A 20,739-nucleotide genomic window follows, 5' to 3' on the forward strand; every position below is an offset into this window, starting at 1 on the left:
GCAGCTTTTTTGTTCAGTTGTTACTATTGACGAATATCAAACCACCAACGATGTTTCGCATTCATATTTTCAGTGTCGCCAGTCCCTCTGTAATTAAAAACATCCAAAAAGATTGAATCTAGTTTATCTTCATCTACAAAATAACCGAAGTTAACTTTTACCGTTTCTCCTGGTCGGATATTGCCAATATTGTAGAAGCTTTTCCCATCTCCATGAGGCTCTAAATAATCAACTTCTCCCGTCATAATACGCGTTGCATCCATTCCCTCTTCTTTAGCGTATTTCCATGCATTCCCTTCAAATTTAAGCTGCTTTATGGATGGATGCATATAGATTTCTTCTGTCGCCTGTTTACCAATATTTCTCACTGTTGTTGTCAAGTAGACAAATTTAACATTAACTAATTGCGAATCTACTAATGTATCAATTGAATCTTTACCATTCCCTAATTTATATACATCCCGTCTGTACGATAGCAGTTTTCCCGTCTGATCTAAAGCCTTCTTCTTGCTTAATATCCCTAGGCCAAGTTCATTAAAGTTCTCTTGTTTAAAATCTTTAATCGAATCAAAAACTTCAACTTTTTCTATCACATATTCAATTTGGCTGTTATCCATAGATATCGTTACTGGAACCTTTTGCCCTATATGAAATAGTCGTTTGCTATCTTTTTTCAAAGGAATCACTTTAGGTTTTTTAGGTTCATCTGCTTGGCTAAAATACTTTTTATCATAATTTGATATATGTGATGCCTTTTCTTTTGACGTGGGCTCAAGTGAAATATTCCCTAAGACATCTATCATTTGTTCTTCATTTATATCTGATCCAATAAAACTTTCTAACATAATCCCTTCTTTCTCAAAAAAGAGAAAGACCTTCCTATCAAACATTACATTGTTGTTTCCAGTTTCTTTATGAACAATTACTGCTTTCTTGCCACCTATCTCTTTTTCTTCGTAGCTTTTTGAATATAAAGTTTGAAAGTCCGCATTTTCCCCTACTCTCCAAAGACTAAATGAAAAGCCTCCATTTGCGTCGTTATCTTTAAATGAATATTTCATAGCAGAGTCATCAATTGCTTCCATATTTTCTGGCAATTTACCAATCTTCAACTTATACCACTTATCACTCTTTTTCGAGTCCTTGTTTGTTACTGAAACATTTACTTCGTAATTTTGTTTTTGGACAATCATATTATAGACTTTCACTGCACCAAAAACGGTTGTCGGCATACCAATCAATAAGCAGGCAGCAGCGATTAACATACGATGTCTTTTACGCTTTTTCTGTGGTTGTCCATCTTTCAGCTTCATTTCCTCCATAAACAATTTCTTTTTGCGCGTATATGTATGTGAAAATTCATGTTGTTCTTCGGATTTATCAAAATCATCTAAAGCAATTTTTTCAGCAAGTTCATATATTTCTTTGGAGTTCTTTGAATTCGTCATGTTGTATACCTCCTATCATATTTTGGACTCGTTTTCGAGCGCGTTCAAACTGCTTGCGGACATTAGCCTCCGTAATCCCCATTACACTTGAAATTTCTTGATACGTTAAGTTATAGAAGACTTTGTACTTAAACACCTGTCTGTTAGATTCATTTAACTCGTTTAGCAATGTATCAATTTGAACCTCAGACATTTTACGTTTTTCCCACTCTTCAATATTTTCATCTACTGCTTCTATTGATTCTCTTTCATATTCTTCTAAAAATGTTTCATGTCGTTTATTTTTCCGGTAACTATCAATCGCCTTGTTTTTCGCGACCCTCAAAATATAGCGTTTAAGCTCTTCAGTGCTCAAGCTATGGAGCTTTTCCAAGTTCTTATAAAGAGTAATAAACGTCTCTTGAACCGCATCTTCAGCCTGTTGAATATTATTTAAAATAGAATAAGCTACATAATAAATTTTTTGTTCATACAACTCATATAGCTCTTCCATCTTTTCATAATCGTTGTTTGTAACTTTCATATAATTCCTCCTCTCACTCTATATAACGAATGAGCACTGTAACTTTGTGACACTGCAAAATCTTTTTATAGATAAAATTTAATAATAGAATAAGCAAAAGCCCAATTTCTCTATTGTAACTAAGAAATTGGGCTTTTTAATATTAGAATTTTCCTGACTGTATCTCTAAGAGAAATTCTTTTACACCTTTTCAATATGCAGTATTTGCTCTATCGCTTCTTTTAACAAATTCTTTGTCTCTTCAAAGTTATGATTCTTCTTTTCCTCCGGTTGCACCGTATAAAACTCAGCAAACGAACGCTCTTTATATCTTGGTACGACATGCATATGGTAATGTGTTAACTCGTTAAATACTCCACCATTTTGACAAACTGTAATTCCATCTGGTTTATATAATGCCTTAATCGCTTTTGCAATCAGCTTAGAAGCATCCATAATTGATCTTGCTACAACGTCATCTAATTCGTCTACTTCTACAACATGCTGCTTTGGCACAATTAAAGTATGTCCTGGGTAGAAAGGCGCATGATCTAAAAAGCAAGTTACATAATCATCTTCATATACTTTATATATTTTTTCCTCTTCGTTTGCTAATTTACAACCTAAACATTTCATAATACTTCCTCCTCTGTTAAAAACATAAAAGCGTGAGAGCTATACTCTCACGCTTTTATGTTTCACTTTATTAGTTCAATTGTTTCCGTAACTTTTATACTGTCTTTTACAGATTGAACAATCGTACAATTTTTCACTGCAAGCTGCAATGCTTTGTCCAACTGCTCTTCTGTAATGTTTTCCGCTTTAATTTTATAGTGCAAATGAACACTTTCAACTGGTTTGGATAAAGCTTCACTTCTACCAATTTCAGTTTCGATCGTAAACGTATCGTATGTAATACGTTTCTTTTCTAAAATTGTTCGAAAGACAATTGCACTACATCCTGCAATAGAAGAAACGAGTAATTGTAACGGTGAATACCCGTTTTCTTTTCCAATCGCTAATTGAGCGTACGATAAATCTGCCTTTATATCATCGTGTTTGATTGTTAGTTTCATTTGTTTTGTCCATCTCCACTTTCATCGGTTTCTGCTGTTTCTTACTCATATAATAATAATATATATAGCAGAAAATGATAAATGGAATACCGCAGTATAACGCCATTCTTTGTTCAGGAATAAACGCTAAACTAATAACAACGATGCTATTTGTAATTAAAGCTAAAATTGGAACAATCGGATATAGTGGTGTTCTATACTTTAAGTCCTCTAACTTTCCTCCGCCTTTTATATACTGACTTCTAAAGCGAAGTTGCGATAGAGCAATAATGATCCAACTTGAAACAGCCGATAAACCAGCTATCGATAATAAGTACATGTATACTGTATCTTCTGCAAGGAAACTTGTGAATAGGGATAATCCAGCTACCGCAATCGTTACGACTAGCGCTGTAATTGGAATACCACGTTTATTTACTTTCTTGAAAGAAGTTGGTGCCATTCCTTCATTTGCAAGTGACCATAGTATACGCGTCGCTGCATATAATCCAGAGTTCGCTACAGATAATAACGCAGTAATAATAACGAAGTTCATAATATCAGCTGCGTATGGAATACCAATTTTATCAAATACGACTACAAATGGGCTTTCAATTACGCCTGCTTCTTTCCAAGAAATTAATCCTACTAAAATCGTCATTGTTAAAATGAAGAATAACATAATGCGCCATACTGTATTACGGATCGCACGTGGAATTGTTTTTTCTGGATTTTTACTTTCTCCCGCTGCAATTCCGATTAACTCTGTTCCTTGGAACGAGAAGTTAACTGTAATCATTGTAAGTAATACGGCAGCTAGTCCATTCGGGAAAAGTCCACCATCGCTTACAAAGTTAGAGAAAAGAGGTGCTGCTTCTTTTCCGTCATATGATATAAATCCTAATAATGCACTACCACCAAGAACAACAAATGCAAGGATTGTAATTACTTTAATACTAGAAAACCAAAATTCTAATTCAGCGTAGCTTTTCGCTGAGATAGCATTTGACGCATATAGAATAACGCCGAATACAAGGCACCATACCCAAACATCAACATTTGGAAACCATCTTTTCATCATTAAACCGATTGACGTTAATTCTAGTCCTACTGTTACTGCCCAGCCAAGCCAGTATAGCCAGCCGATCATAAAGCCCGTTCCTGGTCCAATAAACTTCGTTGCATACTTTTGGAAAGAACCTGAAACTGGCATTGCTACCGTTAACTCTCCAAGACAAAGCATTGTTAAATACATAATAAATCCGCCTACTAAATATGAAAGGATGGCCCCCCCTGGTCCAGCCTGATTAATAGTGTAACCTGAACCTAAGAAAAAACCAGTTCCGATTACACCACCAAGTGCGATCATAAATAAATGTCTACTCTTCATCGTACGATGTAATTTCTCATTCGTTGGTTGCTGCATCTAAATCCTCCCCCTACCATACCCCTATGTCTTGTTAAAATTTTCTGATAATAAAAATATACACGAAAGCGATTACATTTTCTATATAAAATTAAAACTTTTCTGATAAAATAATATAAAAAATCTAATTATTGCAAGATTTAGATTCTATTTAGAGGAAAATAAGGATAAACAAGGAAAAAACTCTTACATATATTGTAAGAGTCAACGAAGTTCTAACCTTCTCGATAAAATTGATAAACTATAATTTACGATAAAATACATACAAGCTACTACTATAAACGTTGGAATCATATAATTTACATTCTGCCCGCTAATAATTTGAGCATTATGCATAAGCTCTGGGAGTGATATAACAACCGCTAGCGACGTATCCTTCAGCAATGAAATAAACTGACTGACAAGCGGCGGGACCATTCTCCTTAATGCTTGTGGCAAAATAATATGCCAAAGCGCTTGCACATACGTTAATCCTGAAGATCTTGCGGCCTCAATCTGTCCTTTTTCAATAGATAACAGACCACTTCGAACAATTTCAGATATCATTGCTGCCTCAAATATTGTTAAAGCAACAATTGCAGCTGTTATAATTTCTAATTTCAAGCCTGCTTCTGGAAGTGCAAAATACGTGAAAAATATAATTAACAGTAGTGGTAAGTTTCGAATCACTTCAACTACAACTCCTAATACTTGTGAGACGACAGGTATTTTCGTGTAGCGCAATATACCGATTACACTTCCAATAATAAAACTAAGTACAATTGCTACGAGCGCTACCTCTAATGTTATAAGTAATCCTTTTAATAAAAATAGAATATGATCTCCTGTAATTGCTCCCTTAAAATCCATTTACACCGCCTCCTTTGCCAAGCGTTTTTCTAAATAACGCACTAGCATACTGAGCGGAATTGTTAATATTAAATAAAACATCCCGACAAATATATAGACATCAAACGTAACAAACGTCTTCGTTGAAATTAAATCTCCTTGATACATCAAATCCGTACCAGCGATAATTCCGAGTATGGAAGAGTTTTTTACTAAATTGAGAAATTGATTTCCTAAAGGAGGGATTACGATTTTCATCGCTTGAGGTAAAACGACATGGTACATTGCTTGCGTATAAGTCAATCCTGAGGAACGTGCTGCTTCCATCTGACCTTTCGCAACTGATAGAATACCAGCGCGAATAACTTCCGCAATAAACGCTGCCGTATATACCGTAAGCGTAACTGTTCCTGCTACAAAACCATTTAAAGTAATTCCTATTACAGGTAAAGCGAAATAAAATATAAATGCAATTAATACGAGTGGAATATTTCTTACAAACTCTACAAAAGCTGATCCTACCCAATTTAAAATACGAATCGGTGCAATACGCATTACCGCCAAAATTACTCCTAAAATAAAGCTTCCTATTAATGCAATTACACTAGACATAACTGTATACTTAAAGCCTTCTAAATACATATCAATGTTATTCGTTAGTATAGAAAAATCAGGCACATATTCTCCCCTCTTTCTTTACAAGAAGAGGATGAGCATCCCTCATCCTCTCACTCTTATTATTTATTCCAATTAAGTGTCACTTTATTTTTCTTGTTTTTGACCAATCCATTTCTCATACAATTTATCGTATTCTCCATTCGCTTTCATATCTTTTAGCAAGCTATTAATCTCTTTCATTAAATCATCTGCACCTTTTTGCACTGCAATTCCGTACGGTTCATCCGTGAAAATTTTCCCTACAACTTCATAATTTGAATCTTGTTTTGCCATACCGTAAAGAATTGCATTATCTGTCGTTAAAACATCACCTTTTCCTGCTTTTAACGCCGTAAATGCCTCACTGTAATTTTCAAATTCTAATACAGTCGCTTCTGGTGACTTTTGACGAATGTTATTTGTAGATGTTGAGCCTTTTACAGCTAATACTTTCACACCTTGTTTTATATCATCAATACTCTTAATATTGCTTCCTTTTTTCACAAGTAACGATTGCCCTGCTTTAAAATATACATCTGAAAAATCAACTTCTTTTTTACGTTCTTCCGTAATTGTCATTGTTGCGATAATTGCATCAATGTCACCGTTTTTCAGTAGTGGAATACGCGTTTTAGACGTTACTTCTTTTAATTCTAGTTTCTTTTCATCTCCAAGGATTTTTTTCGCAAGCGCCTTTGCGATATCAACATCAAATCCTTCTACCTGCCCTGTTGAAGGATTTTTCAAGCCAAATAAGTTCGTATCATTCTTCACTCCAACTACTAGTTTCCCGCGCTTCTTAATTTGTTCAACAGCCCCGCCTTGCTTCGTATTCGTTTCTTTCGCCTCATCTTTTTTACTTCCGCACCCAGCAACGACAAGTACGAATAAACATGAAAATACGATTAACGTAAACAACTTTTTCATTTTAAGCATGAAATTCCTCCTTTAATGATTTAACACTCTTCTTAAAAATAGACGCGCTCTTTCTTGTTCAGGACTTGCAAAGAATTGCACTGGTGTTGTATCCTCAATGATTTGGCCATCATCCATAAATAAAATTCGATCTGCTACTTCTCTTGCAAATCCCATCTCATGCGTGACGACGACCATCGTCATCCCTTCTTTAGCTAGCGTTTTCATAACATCAAGTACTTCCCCGATCATCTCCGGATCAAGAGCAGACGTAGGCTCATCGAACAGCATAATTTCCGGTTGCATCGCAAGTCCTCTAGCAATTGCTACCCTTTGCTGTTGTCCTCCGGATAGTTGATGCGGATATACATTAGCCTTCTCCGGGATTCCTACTTTCTCTAAATAAAACATTGCTGTTTTTTCTGCTTCTTCTTTGGAAACTTTATTTACTTTAATAGGTGCTAGTGTAATATTTTGAAGAACCGTTTTATGCGGGTATAAATAAAAATGCTGAAAAACCATCCCGATATTTCGGCGTAATTCATTCATATCTGTTTTTGCATTGTGTACCTCCGTATTTTGTACGATTAATTCTCCGTCGGTAATTGTCTCTAGCTGATTTATACACCGAAGCAACGTGCTTTTTCCTGATCCTGAAGGACCAACTACTACTACCACTTCGCCTTTTTTCACTTGCACATTAATATTTTTCAAAACTTGAAAGTTGCCATAATATTTATTTACGTTACGAAACTCTATCAACATACTCACCCCTTCCCCTAACAAAGCATGTACATTCTTTTTATATTCAAAAACAGTCCCAAAAATAACTTTTAGCTTCAATTTGTCCATAAAAAAAAGCAAAGAGTTTCCCCTTTGCTTCTTCATTTCTATTCTGTTAAGATACTTCTTCTTTCTTATCTTTCCCGTACTCATGCTCCCAGAAATCAGCATTTTTAATTCCTAATTCCTGCGGATCAAATACTGGATCTTTCCCTTCTTTTTTCTGCTTTTCATAGTCTTTTAATGCGATCAATGCTGGTTTTTGTAGTAGTAAAATCGCGATAATGTTAACCCATGCCATAATCCCTACACCAATGTCACCTAAAGCCCATGCTGTTGCAGCTGTTTTTACACAACCATAGAATACGACTCCTAAGAATACAAATTTTAGTACGATGGACATCCAAGGACGGTCTTTATCACGATTTAAGTATGCAATATTCGTTTCTGCAATGTAGTAATACGCCATAATTGTTGTAAACGCGAAGAATAGTAAAGAGATTGCAACGAAACCATTTCCAAATCCAGGAAAAACAGATTCTACTGCTGCCTGTGTATAACCAGGACCCGGCTGTGCACCATTTAATTTATTGACAATAAAGTTTTTTCCGCTTGCATCAAATACGTTATACATGCCTGTAATAATCATCATAAATGCTGTTGCTGAACAGACGAATAATGTATCAATGTAAACGGAAAATGCTTGTACTAACCCTTGTTTAGCTGGATGTGATACTTCAGCAGCTGCCGCCGCATGGGCCCCAGTTCCTTGTCCTGCTTCATTGGAATAAATACCACGTTTTACTCCCCAAGAGATTGCTAAACCAATAATTCCACCAAAAGCTGCTTCTAATGCAAATGCACTTTTTAAAATTAACATGAAAGCATCTGGTAATTTTTCAATATTCATAGCAACAATGACGCAAGCTACTAAAATATAACCAAGCGCCATAAATGGCACTACAACTTGCGCTACGTTAACAATTCGCTTAACTCCACCAAAAATAATAAGCGCTAATGCCGCTACTAATACCGCTCCAGATACAGAAGTATTAATACCGAAAGCTGTTTCCAAACTTACAGCAATACTATTTGCCTGAACACCCGGTAACAGCATCCCCGTTGCAAGAATTGTTGCTGCAACGAATACTAATGCATACCATTTAACCCCTAACCCTTTTTCAATGTAATAAGCTGGACCACCACGGAATTGGCCTTGATGCTTCGTCTTATATATTTGTGCAAGTGTCGATTCTACATAAGCAGAACCTGCTCCTAGAAAAGCTACCACCCACATCCAAAAGACAGCTCCTGGACCACCAAATGCAACAGCCGTTGCAACACCCGCAATATTTCCTGTTCCAACGCGCCCTGATAAAGAAAGTGCTAACGCCTGGAACGAAGAAACACCAGCATCCGATTTTTCTCCTTGAAATGTAAGCTTCACCATTTCTCCTACATGCCTTACTTGTAAAAACCTCGTTCGAATGGAAAAATATAAACCTGCTCCTAAACATAAATAAACAAGTGCTGGACTCCAAACAATATTATTGATCCAACTTACGATAGCTTCCAACATTCCCCCTCCTCTTTTTATAAAGAATATTCAGAATATATATAAAATTATAAGTGTATACCGAATCTAGGACAATATTATTTTAATAAAGTAAACATATTTTTGTATAAAAAAACAAAGTATATATTTGTTTTATATACTTTGTTTTGAACTAAATGTATTATATATTCACAATTGCTTCTTTTTTGATAATTCTTCCGTATAGCTCTTCCGATAATTTCAAGAAATTATCAGGCATATCTTTCCCTTTAAACTTCTTTTGAAGCGTTCCATATAAACCTATATCACGTAAGCGTAAAAATAGTGGTAACGATTCATACCAACTATCCGCCAGCCTGTGCTCATATTCGTATCCTTTTCTTAACACTTGTAACTGTTTACGAGCGAATGTCGTCTTCTCCTCCACTGTCCACGGTGTAAAAAGGACCGAGTAATAAAGAACCATTGCCAAATCATGAATGAAGTAATTATAGGCCGCATCATCAAAATCAAAGATTGTAAGCTCTTTCCCATCATAATGGAAATTACCTGGATGAATATCGCCATGCATAAGGCCGAATGTTGCTCTTCCAATTGGAAGAGTCTTTATTTCCCCCATTAATACAGCAGCAACCTCTTTCACTTTCTCATCTTCTAATTCATTAACAATTCCACTTTCGTCTTCTTCCCACGTATCACGGTAGTCTGTTTTAGGATAATCCATTGTAAGGCGATGCAGTTGTCCAATCGCTTTTCCCCACGCTTCAAAATAAGCATTTCCCCAATAAGGCGATTCTTCTCCTTTTACTTGCTCACCTTTTGCATATGTAAATAAGGAAGCGAAAAAGAAAGTCCCATCCTCTGCTCTAATCTCTTCTACAAGATTTTGAGACTTTGAATGAAGAGGCCCTGCTACCTTTGCCCCATTCTCCGCAACATATCGTAAAAAATCTAGTTCAGCCTCTACCTCTTGTTTAGAGCGATGAGAAGAATGTGTTAAACGTAATACGTAATCTTCATCATTATCACCCTTCGCCTTAAAAATATAATTCTCAAAATCCCCAAGTGGCTTTTCTTCTACTGTTACATGAAACAAACCCGCTGCTCTTTTTAAAATCTCTTTCGTAAAAACACGTTCTACAGCTATTTCCATATATATCCCTCCTATATATCTTCTTAATTCGACACAAATGTGAGAAGTACTGCTATGAAATTGAATAATGCATGGGCAATCATAGCCGATAAAATAGAATTTGTTTTCTCATATAACCAAGCAAATACTACTCCACTTAAAAAGTTCACCGGTAATGTGTTATATGTTGGAATATGGACAACGGTAAATATTATGGAACTTATAAACATACCGCCCCACATGCCATATCGATCACGAAAAAATGTATAAAAAACACCTCGATATAAAATCTCTTCATAGATTGGTGATATAATTGCTGCTCCAATTACCGCGATACAGAATGAATAGATTGATTTATCATTTTGGACCGTCTCCGTCTTACTGTTCTCAAAAGAAATACCCATTTTCTCCATTATCACTAATACAGCAATACTAGCTACAATTAAGAAAATAACCGCTCCAACTGTCCATAAGAGATTTTTCCATGAAAGCTTCTGAATTCCAATATCTTTCCACGAGAGTTTATACCTTTTTATACAAAAAAGATAAACTACAGTAGTAAATATCACTGCCATTATAAATCCCATTAATACCCCAGCATATAATGAGTTACCTATTATTTTTAAAGCATAGTCATAAAAAAGAGATTCAACAGTTACTGGAACAATAATAAATACAAACACAAATAAATATAAAACTTCTTTCCATCCCCACATATGCCTCAAAGTCATTTATATCATCCCCTATATCCTATTTTCTATAGTATAAAAGATGACGTAACGTAACTTTCAAGCTGCTTTTTCAAAAATAATCCAAGCATAAATTTCTCACAAAAAGCAAAAATTAACAGAAGTAACTTTATACTAAAAGAGGTGGAAATTATGACAGAGCAAAAAGAACAGCAAGAGAGTAAAAAACAAAAGCATATGTTTCCATCACTCCCTGAGAACATTAATTACATTGAAAATAAACTTTCTCATTCTGATGATATAAAAAAATTAGATCTCCCTTTTCAAAACGGAAAAGGAATAATCATATATATCGAATCTTTAGCAGACCCAAATCTAATTCATCAATTAGCTCTTGAGCCATTATTAACGCGATCGGATTTATCTTTAGATAAAGCTTTTTCTACATTAAATATGAAAAAAGAAACGAATTTAAATTATGGTGTGCAGCTTTTATTACAAGGTAAATCTTTATATTTTCATGAACATGTCGAAAGCTTTTGCATTTTTGAAACGGCTCTATCTTTAAAAAGAGATATAACAGAGCCTGATAATGAAGGTATTGTACGTGGACCGCATACTGGTTTTGTAGAAGATTTAGCAACGAATTTAGCCTCTATTCGTAAACTCATTAAGAGTCCAAATGTAGTTGTTAAATATTTTACACTCGGTGAAGAAATGCACACGAAAGTAGCTATTGCTTATATGCAAAACATAGCTAATGACGATTTAGTTACAGAAGTAAAAAGAAGGTTGCAAACGATTAAAACAGATGCACTTATGCCTCCAGGATATATACAAGAATTTATAGAGGATACGTCTTTCTCACCATTTCCACAGCAATTAAATACAGAGCGTCCAGATAGAGTCGCAGCAAATTTAATGGAAGGACGAGTTGCTATTTTATCTGACGGAGATCCAACAGCTCTTATCGTTCCTGTTACGTTATTCGCTTTCTATCAATCACCAGATGACTATAATAACCGCTGGATTGTTGGTTCTTTCGTCCGAATGATTCGCCTAGTGAGCTTTTTAATTGCATTTCTCCTACCAGCTATATATATCGCAACCGTCGCTTTTCATCCTGATGTGTTGCCACTCGAGCTCGTTTATACAATTAAGGCTTCATTAGAAAAAGTACCTCTCCCTCCCATTTTTGAGGCTCTCTTAATGGAATTGATTTTCGAATTATTAGGGGAAGCTGGTATTCGCTTGCCAAGCCGAGTTGGACAAACAATCGGTATTGTAGGTGGTTTAGTAATTGGTGATGCGATTGTAAAAGCCGGACTCGTTTCTTACACAATGATTATCGTTGTAGCTTTAACTGCAATCTCATCTTTTCTCGTTCCATCAAATGATATGAGTTCAGCAGTTCGAATTCTTCGTTTTCCGTTAATGCTTCTTGCTGCCATATTCGGATATGTAGGAATATCATTCGGTCTAATTATAACTTTCGTTCACTTATGTCAGCTTCATTCGTTTCATACACCATATCTTTCTCCTGTTGCCCCGATGCGGATCAAAGATATGAAAGATTCTTTTGTAAGACTTCCAATTTAGTCATTTTGGGAACGACCACATGATCCAAAACCGAAAAAAATGCAACGACAACATGTAACGAGAGAGGATGAGGACGGTGACAAACACGCAAAGTAAAATTTCACTTGTTCAATTTACCTTTTTCGTTATTCAGTGCCAAATCGGAGTTGGTATACTTTCTTTACCAAACCGTCTTCACCCGATAGCGAAAGGTGGCGGATGGATTTCTGCTCTCATCGCTGGGCTTGCGATTCAGCTTATTATTTTACTTATGTGGCTTTTCTTAAAACGATTTCCTGATGCAGATATGTACGAAAGTGTTTGTATGCTATTTGGTAATAAGTTTGGAAAACTATTAGGTTTTGCTTATGTTTTTTATTTTACTCTTATCGGTATGACAGTTATGTTAAATGCTTGTAATGTCATTAAAGTTTGGATATTACAAGCTACTCCTTGGTCTGCCATTCTCATGCTATTTACAATAGCTTGTTGTTATGTAGCTTATAACACTTTTAAAGTCATCGTACGATTTTATGTCATGGCCTCTATCCTCATTATTCCAATGGCCCTTTTAATTGCCCTAGGGCTTTCCCGAGCTGATTTTTCTTATATTTTTCCCATTACAGAAGCCGGCTGGTGGAATATAATTCAAGCATCCAAGGAAACAATTACAGCCATGTATGGTTTTGAAATTATTCTTATCGCTTTTCCAAAAGTAAATGGCAGTTCTGTCGCAAAACTGAAGGCCATTTCTATCGCTAATGGATTTGTAACACTTTTTTATACTTTTACTGTTTGGATTTGCTTTATCGTATTTAGTCCAAAACAAATTGAGCTTATTCCAGAACCAGTTGCTTACTTATTACGTTCCTTACATATTGGGATTATAGACCGGACTGATTTACTATTCATTCCCATATGGATGATAACAGTTGCAGCTTCTATCGCTAGTTATTATTGCGCTGCTTCAATCGGAGTGGGACATATATTCAATCTTGCTAATCATAAAAAAGCTGTTCCAATCATTGGTATTATTGCTTTTAGTGTAGCCTTATTTATAGATACACCTGAAGAATTAAAAGTAATCTCAACTTTCACTGATAAGTTCACGTATATTTTTATTGTTGTCCTCCCTCTTTTATTTCTACTTTATTCTGTGATACGAAATAAGAAAGGAGAACAGTATGTTCACAAGAAAAGTTAAATTACTTTCTATATTATGTGCTAGTTCCCTCCTTTCTGGCTGTTGGGATCAAGAACCATTAAGGGAAGCAAGGTTAGCTTATAGTATTGGATCTGATATTACGGAAGAGAATAAACTCCAGCAAACAATCGAGCTCGTAAAAAGTTCAAGCGGAGAGCAATCTTCATTCGAAAATGAAATACATTCAGCAACGGGGCATAACATAAGGGATACAAGCGATGCCCTAAAAAAAAATGTTACTGGGAATATTCGCTATTTTAAATATGGCGTTCAATTACTAGGAACCAAAATCCTAAAAAAAGGTATATTACCTTATTTAGATGTCAGCTTTCGGGACCCAACAAACCCAACTGCTTTAGTAAAACTTATTGCAGTAGATGGTGAAACATCGGAGATACTAGAAAAAAAGAAAGTAGGAAATTTACTAATTGGAGATTTTCTAAAGAAAAAAGTGAAAAGCTTAGAAGATATGAGTGTATTTCCAAAAGAAACTTTAGAAACAGCTGCTACAAAAATGTTAGATCCCGGTAAAGACTTTACCCTCCCTTCTATAAAAATAAAAGGAAAAGAAGTAATTACAAACGGTCTAGCTTTATTTAACAATGATAAATTAACTGGGCATTTACCTTTGAAACAATCTGTTTTATTCGTATTATTAACCGGAAAAATGGGAACAAGTGCCCGTATAACCCAAAAGCTTACTAGCGGTGAATCAGAGAAAACATCTGATTATTTAACAATGGAAATTAGCAATCGAAAGTTAAAACGAGACTTAAAAATAACAACAGATAAAAAAGGAAATGTTTATGCTCACATTAAGCTCCAACTAAAAGTTATAGCGCTTGAAGCTCCGAGAGATAATCTTTACAAAATGGATGAAAGAAAAAAACTAAATAAAGAATTGTCTAAACAACTTACGAAAGAAGCTAAAAAGATAACGAAAAAGTTACAAAAAGCAAACTGTGATGCTTTCGGTATCGGCAGACACCTTATCGCCTATCACCCTGACTTATGGAAGAAGAAAAATTGGAATAAAGATTATGCAAAAGTAAAATTCAAACCTGAGGTAGAGGTAAACATTTTGTACAGTGGTGTCCTAAAATAAAAGGTTGTATGCCCATGCGGCATACAACCTTTTATTTCGTATATCGATACACAATTGATTCATATGGTCTTAAGTTAAGTTTTGCAATATCCTTGCTGGCATCTTTATAATTCGACAGTAGTACTTCTTGTTTCATTCCATCTAATTGAACGTGCGCTGGTATAGAGTAAGTTATTTCTTCTTCATAGAAGTTATTTATAACAAGTAGTACTTCACTTTCTGTAGTACGAGTATATGCCCAAATTTTAGGATCATTTTTATCCAAAATAGCATATTCTCCTTCAGTAATTACATCATACGTTTTTCTAAGTTCTATTAACTTTTTATAATGATAAAATACGGACTCTTTATCTTCTAATGCCTTCTCTACGTTTATTTCTTTAAAGTTTTCAGCCGCTGAAATCCAAGGTGTACTTGTTGTAAAACCACTGTTCATCTCTTCATTCCACTGCATTGGAGTGCGCGAATTGTCACGAGATTTTTGCTTTAAAATCCCTATAATCTCTTCTTTTGATAGCCCTTCTTTTAGCTTTATATCGTATATATTTAACGATTCCACATCACGATATTGCTCGATGGACTCAAATTTAGGATTCGTCATACCGATTTCTTCCCCTTGATAAATATAAGGCGTTCCTTGCAGCATGTGCATGGCTGTCGCTAACATTTTTGCAGATTCGTTTCGGTACTTTCCATCATCACCAAAGCGTGACACGATGCGAGGCTGGTCATGATTACACCAAAATAACGCATTCCATCCTCCGCCTTTTTGCATTTCAATTTGCCAGTTAGACATAATCTCTTTTAATTTAATAAAATCAAACTCTGCTTTCGTCCACTTATCACCATTCGGATAATCTACTTTTAAATGATGGAAACTAAACGTCATGCTTAATTCATTACGCTCAGGATTAGAATATTTAATACAATTATCAATTGTCGTAGATGACATTTCTCCAACTGTAATTACATCTTTTCCTTCAAAAACATTTCGGTTCATCTCTTGTAAATATTCATGAACACGCGGACCATCTGTATAATACTTGCGTCCATCACTTGTCGCAGTACTACCTTCATCGTTTAAGAAGCATTGGTCTTTTGAAATTAAGTTAATGACATCTAATCGGAATCCTGTTACTCCTTTATCCAGCCAAAAACGCATCATATCATATACTTCTTCACGAAGTTTTTCATTTTCCCAATTTAAATCAGCTTGTGTTTCATCAAATAAATGTAAATAATATTGCTCCGTCTTCTCATCATATTTCCAAGCAGATCCACCAAACTTAGATTGCCAATTATTTTTTTCATCACGCCAAATATAGTAATTACGATATGGACTATTTTGATCTTCCTTCGCTTCTTTAAACCACTTATGTTCAGTCGAACTATGATTTACAACAATATCAAGCATAATCTCAATGTTACGTACTTTCGCTTCCTCTAAAAGTTCTTCAAACTCTTCCATCGTTCCGTAAGATGGATCAATGCTGTAGTAATCACTTACATCATATCCATTATCATTTTGTGGTGATTGGTATATAGGTGTTAACCATATATAATCCACTCCGAGTTCTTTTAAATAATCTAGTTTCTCTGTAACCCCTTTTATATCACCGGTTTCTCTATTGTAATAACTATTAAAGCTCTTCGGATAAATTTGATAGACTACACTTTTATGCCAATCCTTCATGTTTAACTTCCTCCTACTTCTGTTTGACTCTTTTTGCAAATAACCATGTTAAAGTAAATGGGATTACAACTGCAATAATCATTCCGACAATAAACATTGGAATCGATTTCGGAATGATAGAAATAAATGCTGGTAATCCGCCAATTCCGATAGCAGGTGCTAATACACCATTTAACGTAATAAATATAGCTGCAATAGCCGATCCAATAATCGCTGCATAGAACGGGAACTTATTTCGTAAATTCACACCAAACATCGCTGGTTCTGTAATACCGAAGTATGCTGAAATGGCTGATGTCGATGCCATACTTTTATCATTTTGATTTTTAGAAATCCAGAACATCGCAAGTGCCGCACTACCTTGCGCAATGTTAGAAAGAGCGATCATCGGCCAAATAAATGTACCTCCATGCTGTGCAATCAATTGTAAATCAATTGCAATAAACATATGATGCATACCTGTAATTACGAGCGGTGCATATAATGCTCCAAATAATACTGCTCCAACTACTGGTACTGTTTCATATACACCTACTAATCCTACTGTTAATAAATCTCCGATATGACGTGTAACCGGACCGATAATTCCTAATGCTAACACACCTGTCACAACGATTGTTGTAATTGGTACAACTAATAATTGAATTGCATTTGGTACATGTTTCTTTAAGAAAATTTCCACTTTACTTAATACAAATGCTGCTACTAAAACAGGTAAAATTTGTCCTTGATATCCTACCTTCTCAATTTGGAACAGTCCTAAAATATTGAAGTACTCAATCTTTTGACCCTCTAAACCAGTCGCTGCTTTTCCATAGTCCCAAGCGTTTAATAAGGCCGGGTGCACAAGCATTAATCCCATAACAATCCCTAGTATTGGACTACCACCAAAACGCTTCGTTGCTGACCACCCGACAAGTGCTGGTAAGAATACGAATGCTGTATTGGCCATCATATTAATTAAATCCCAAAGCCCGCCTAAGTTCGGATAAACATCTAATAAATTTTTCCCATCAAAAAATAAGTCCTTTGCCCCTAATAGATTGTTAATACCCATTAGTAAACCAGCTGTTACGATTGCTGGTAATATCGGCATAAATACATCCGAAAATATTTTTACAAACTTTTGAGCTGGATTTAACTTCTGATTTCCAGAGTCTTTTACGTCAGCTACAGTCGATTCTTTCATACCTGCAAGCGTTATCAATTCAGCGTAAACACGATCTACATCCCCTGGACCAATTACAACTTGAAATATACCAGCGTTATGAAACGCTCCTTTCACTAATGAAACAGACTGTAATTTATCATTATCTATTTTACTTTCATCTTTTAAAGCGATACGGAGCCTCGTCACACAATGTGCAGCTTGTTCAATATTTTCTTTCCCACCAATATACTGCAACACTTCCTCTGCTGTTTTACGATAGTCTTTCCCCATATTCCCGTCCCTCTTTTCTGTTTTTGATACCGTTTACAATTACATATTAACTCGTATATATAAGTTAGTCAACACTCGTATATACGAGTTTGTGTTTTTTTTATAAAAAAAGAGATGAAACAATATTTTGTTCCACCTCTTTACTTCCTGCGTGCCACATCCGAAAAGTGAAAAATATCTAAACGGTGGCGTGATTCTGTATATTCAAACTGACTTCCATCATACAAATGTGTAAAGTTTTTCACAACGACAACATAGTCTGTTCCATTTAAATCTAAATACTTTCTGTCATCCTCTGTACATGGCTGTACTTCTATTACCCTCTGCGAATAACTAATATGTAGCCCAAGCTCTTTCTCGATGTATTTATAAATCGATGCAGTTGCAATTTCTTTCGTTAATCCTGGAATAAACTCAGATACAAAATGATTTATATCTAAAATTACTTTTTCTCCATCAATATTTCGTACACGTTTAATATGGTCAATCTCTGTTTTTTCTTTTACATTTAATAATTTCGCAATTTCTTTTGTGGCTTTTTCTTTGTCCATTTCCACAACTTCCGTAATACAATGACGTCCTAAACGTTCATTTTCTTCTTGGAAACTTACAATACCGCCAAAATTAAATTCAATATTTTTTCGCTTTAAAACAAAAACACCTTTTCCATGAATTTTTTGCACATATCCACGCTCTTGCAGTAAATCTACAGCTTTTCTTACCGTGCCTCGGCTTGCCTCATACTGCTTCATTAATTCTGTTTCTGATGGGATTTTGCATCCCTCTTTTAATTGTTTATTATCAATAGATTTACTGATTTCTGTATAAATTTGTTCATACTTACTCATCATCTACAATAGCCCCTTGTCACCTTCTAATTCTATATGTATTATAACATGCTTCACTCTTCTGCCAATCTCTCACTTATTTTCCAGTACAAGAAAAATATAGGTAAATATTTAATCTTTAAAACGTATTTTTATAAAAATTTTTATATTTTTCTTTTCATTCAAAAAAACATGTAGTATACTAACTTCAAAATCAGAGGAGAAAGGGAGCAAAGAACTATGCTTACTTATACAACAACTGTAGTTACATTTGCACAAAAACATCATCATCATACGTAACCCTTGAAACCTAGCGGAAAAATTACGCGTAGGTACAAGGGTTATTCCCGTTGTACCTACGCTTTGGCGAAAGAGCCATGTAGGTATTTTTTTATCTACATGGCTCTTTTTTTATTGTCAAAAAGCTAGTAAAAAATGATGTTTAAGCAAAACTTACTACAAAGGAGTTAACAAAAATGGAAACGAAAAAATGGGGATTATGGGTTTTAACAGCATTTGTTATCGGGAATATGGTTGGCGGTGGCGTATTTATGCTACCAGCAAATTTAGCACAAGTATCAGGGCCAATGGGTTCTACACTCGCATGGAGTATTACAGGCCTTGGCGTATTTATGATTGCACTTGTATTTGGAAATTTAGCGATTCGGAAACCAGAATTAAAAGCTGGACCACAAAGCTATGCTCAAGCGATGTTTCCTTCAAAAAAAGCTGGTAAAGTTGCAGGATATAGTATGGCATGGGGATATTGGGCTGCTAACTGGGCTGCAACAGCATCTGTTATTATTTCCTTTGCTGGATATTTATCAACATTCTTTCCAGTTTTACAAAGTAAGCAAATTCTTTTTTCAATAAATGGATTTTCACTGGAACTCGGAAAAGGGTTAACTTTCCTCGTATGTAGCCTTATGCTGTGGGGAATTCAATATATTCTTTCTCAAAATATTGATCGAGCTGGAAACATGAATCTACTTGCTACCATTGCAAAAATTATCGGATTTACAATGTTTATTGTAATTACATTATTCATTTTCAACGCCTCTAATTTCGGAGATGGTCAAACCTTTATGAATGAAGCAGGACAATCAATCTCATTAGGTGGACAAATCAATTCAGCTGCTATTGCAACACTCTGGGCATTTATCGGTATTGAATCAGCAGTTATGCTTTCTAATCGTGCAAAATCACAGCGCGATGTAAAAAAAGCTACGATTTTCGGATTAATTATCGCTCTTCTTATTTACATGTCAATTACCTTACTTACAATGGGAGCTCTTCCGCAAGATGCTTTAAAAGAGTCTCAAAAACCTTTAGTAGACGCATTAAATTTAGCAATTGGAAATAAAGGTGCATATATAATGGCTTTACTCGCTCTTATATCTTTATTTGGATCTACAGTTGGCTGGATTGTTGTTAGTTCAGAAGTACCTTACCAGGCAGCAAAGAATGGACTTTTCCCTAAGTTTTTCGGGAAAACAAATAAAAAAGGTAGTCCTTCAAAATCATTATTAATTACAAATGTAATGACGCAAATCTTCTTATTTTCAACGATTTCTGGTACTGTTTCAGAAGCGTATAGTTTCGCTATCGTCGTAGCAACATTAGCCTATTTAATTCCATACCTTGTTTCTACTCTGTACCAATTCAAACTGGTTATTACAGGAGAAACGTATGATATAATGCCTGGTTCTCGAATAAAGGACGGGATCATCACTACATTAGCATTTGTATACTCAATTTGGGTTATCAAAACAGGAACTGCTGACTTAAAAACGTTCTTCTTAGGAATTGGATTGTTCGTATTAGGTCTTATTCTTTATCCTGTACTAATGAAAGACTCACAAAAAACGGATTAAATAAAGAGAAGCTGCTGGCTTCTCTTT

18 protein-coding genes and 1 pseudogene are annotated in these 20,739 nt (G+C 35.2%); 4 read left to right on the top strand and 15 right to left on the bottom strand.

All coding sequences use genetic code 11. The annotated features are described in order from the left end of the window. Positions 1-23: 23 nt before the first annotated feature. The 12 genes from ACQRBL_RS03070 to ACQRBL_RS03125 all read right to left on the bottom strand — a co-directional run bounded on the left by ACQRBL_RS03070 (position 24) and on the right by ACQRBL_RS03125 (position 11,032). Positions 24-1,448 carry a DUF4367 domain-containing protein gene (locus ACQRBL_RS03070; RefSeq protein WP_023521049.1) on the bottom strand — a complete coding sequence of 475 codons (1,425 nt, stop codon included), beginning with the start codon at positions 1,446-1,448 and terminating at the stop codon, positions 24-26. Then, positions 1,414-1,971: an RNA polymerase sigma factor gene (locus ACQRBL_RS03075; protein WP_000869277.1), complete on the bottom strand. Its 558-nt coding sequence runs from the start codon at positions 1,969-1,971 to the stop codon at positions 1,414-1,416. The genes ACQRBL_RS03070 and ACQRBL_RS03075 overlap by 35 nt, the downstream gene beginning before the upstream one ends. A 180-nt stretch (positions 1,972-2,151) precedes the next feature. Continuing rightward, positions 2,152-2,586 carry an HIT family protein gene (locus tag ACQRBL_RS03080; RefSeq protein ID WP_023521048.1) on the bottom strand — a complete coding sequence of 145 codons (435 nt, stop codon included), beginning with the start codon at positions 2,584-2,586 and terminating at the stop codon, positions 2,152-2,154. Between the two features lie 62 nt (positions 2,587-2,648). Beyond that, a complete protein-coding gene (locus tag ACQRBL_RS03085; protein WP_000778853.1) occupies positions 2,649-3,026 on the bottom strand; it encodes an OsmC family protein in 378 nt (125 codons plus the stop codon). Continuing rightward, positions 3,001-4,431: an amino acid permease gene (locus tag ACQRBL_RS03090; protein ID WP_411996151.1), complete on the bottom strand. Its 1,431-nt coding sequence runs from the start codon at positions 4,429-4,431 to the stop codon at positions 3,001-3,003. The genes ACQRBL_RS03085 and ACQRBL_RS03090 overlap by 26 nt, the downstream gene beginning before the upstream one ends. A 204-nt stretch (positions 4,432-4,635) precedes the next feature. After that, positions 4,636-5,280: an amino acid ABC transporter permease gene (locus tag ACQRBL_RS03095; protein ID WP_023521047.1), complete on the bottom strand. Its 645-nt coding sequence runs from the start codon at positions 5,278-5,280 to the stop codon at positions 4,636-4,638. Next, the gene (locus tag ACQRBL_RS03100; protein WP_001112681.1) at positions 5,281-5,937 is read right to left on the bottom strand and encodes an amino acid ABC transporter permease; all 657 of its coding nucleotides are present in this window, start codon (positions 5,935-5,937) and stop codon (positions 5,281-5,283) included. A gap of 84 nt (positions 5,938-6,021) precedes the next feature. Then, on the bottom strand, positions 6,022-6,852 hold the full coding sequence (gene glnH / locus ACQRBL_RS03105; protein ID WP_023521046.1) for a glutamine ABC transporter substrate-binding protein GlnH: 831 nt from the start codon (positions 6,850-6,852) through the stop codon (positions 6,022-6,024). 12 nt (positions 6,853-6,864) lie between these two features. Next, the gene (locus ACQRBL_RS03110) at positions 6,865-7,785 is read right to left on the bottom strand and encodes an amino acid ABC transporter ATP-binding protein (RefSeq protein ID WP_043924608.1); all 921 of its coding nucleotides are present in this window, start codon (positions 7,783-7,785) and stop codon (positions 6,865-6,867) included. Beyond that, a complete protein-coding gene (locus ACQRBL_RS03115; protein WP_023521044.1) occupies positions 7,730-9,190 on the bottom strand; it encodes an alanine/glycine:cation symporter family protein in 1,461 nt (486 codons plus the stop codon). Before ACQRBL_RS03115 ends, ACQRBL_RS03110 begins: the two co-directional genes overlap by 56 nt. 160 nt (positions 9,191-9,350) lie before the next feature. After that, complete coding sequence (locus ACQRBL_RS03120; protein WP_097984385.1) at positions 9,351-10,322, bottom strand: phosphotransferase enzyme family protein; 972 nt, start codon at positions 10,320-10,322, stop codon at positions 9,351-9,353. A gap of 23 nt (positions 10,323-10,345) precedes the next feature. Beyond that, entirely contained in the window at positions 10,346-11,032 is a 687-nt protein-coding gene (locus tag ACQRBL_RS03125; protein ID WP_411996152.1) for a CPBP family intramembrane glutamic endopeptidase, read from the bottom strand. A gap of 150 nt (positions 11,033-11,182) precedes the next feature. On the opposite strand from ACQRBL_RS03125, the pseudogene gerKA reads away from it, so the two are divergent. From gerKA to gerKC, 3 genes and pseudogenes are all read left to right on the top strand, one after another. Further along, a pseudogene (gene gerKA, locus ACQRBL_RS03130) lies at positions 11,183-12,685 on the top strand (spore germination protein GerKA). Then, entirely contained in the window at positions 12,666-13,772 is a 1,107-nt protein-coding gene (locus ACQRBL_RS03135) for a GerAB/ArcD/ProY family transporter (protein ID WP_021036116.1), read from the top strand. The pseudogene gerKA and the gene ACQRBL_RS03135 overlap by 20 nt, the downstream one beginning before the upstream one ends. Next, positions 13,753-14,877 (top strand): spore germination protein GerKC, encoded by a 1,125-nt coding sequence (gene gerKC, locus ACQRBL_RS03140; RefSeq protein WP_065482146.1) that lies wholly within the window; start codon positions 13,753-13,755, stop codon positions 14,875-14,877. Before ACQRBL_RS03135 ends, gerKC begins: the two co-directional genes overlap by 20 nt. 31 nt (positions 14,878-14,908) lie before the next feature. Here the strand turns inward: gerKC and treC are convergent, their stop codons facing one another. The 3 genes from treC to treR all read right to left on the bottom strand — a co-directional run bounded on the left by treC (position 14,909) and on the right by treR (position 18,862). Then, positions 14,909-16,570: an alpha,alpha-phosphotrehalase gene (treC, locus tag ACQRBL_RS03145; RefSeq protein ID WP_000656153.1), complete on the bottom strand. Its 1,662-nt coding sequence runs from the start codon at positions 16,568-16,570 to the stop codon at positions 14,909-14,911. 13 nt (positions 16,571-16,583) lie between these two features. Next, entirely contained in the window at positions 16,584-18,011 is a 1,428-nt protein-coding gene (treP, locus tag ACQRBL_RS03150; protein WP_000513958.1) for a PTS system trehalose-specific EIIBC component, read from the bottom strand. A gap of 140 nt (positions 18,012-18,151) precedes the next feature. Beyond that, positions 18,152-18,862 carry a trehalose operon repressor gene (treR, locus tag ACQRBL_RS03155; RefSeq protein WP_000987242.1) on the bottom strand — a complete coding sequence of 237 codons (711 nt, stop codon included), beginning with the start codon at positions 18,860-18,862 and terminating at the stop codon, positions 18,152-18,154. Positions 18,863-19,314: 452 nt separating this feature from the next. Here treR and ACQRBL_RS03160 point away from each other — a divergent pair, with 452 nt between their 5' ends. Then, the gene (locus tag ACQRBL_RS03160) at positions 19,315-20,712 is read left to right on the top strand and encodes an amino acid permease (protein WP_000448446.1); all 1,398 of its coding nucleotides are present in this window, start codon (positions 19,315-19,317) and stop codon (positions 20,710-20,712) included. Positions 20,713-20,739: the final 27 nt, after the last annotated feature.

It is taken from the genome of Bacillus sp. AF62 (assembly GCF_050312695.1).
GTDB classification, from domain to species: domain Bacteria; phylum Bacillota; class Bacilli; order Bacillales; family Bacillaceae_G; genus Bacillus_A; species Bacillus_A cereus.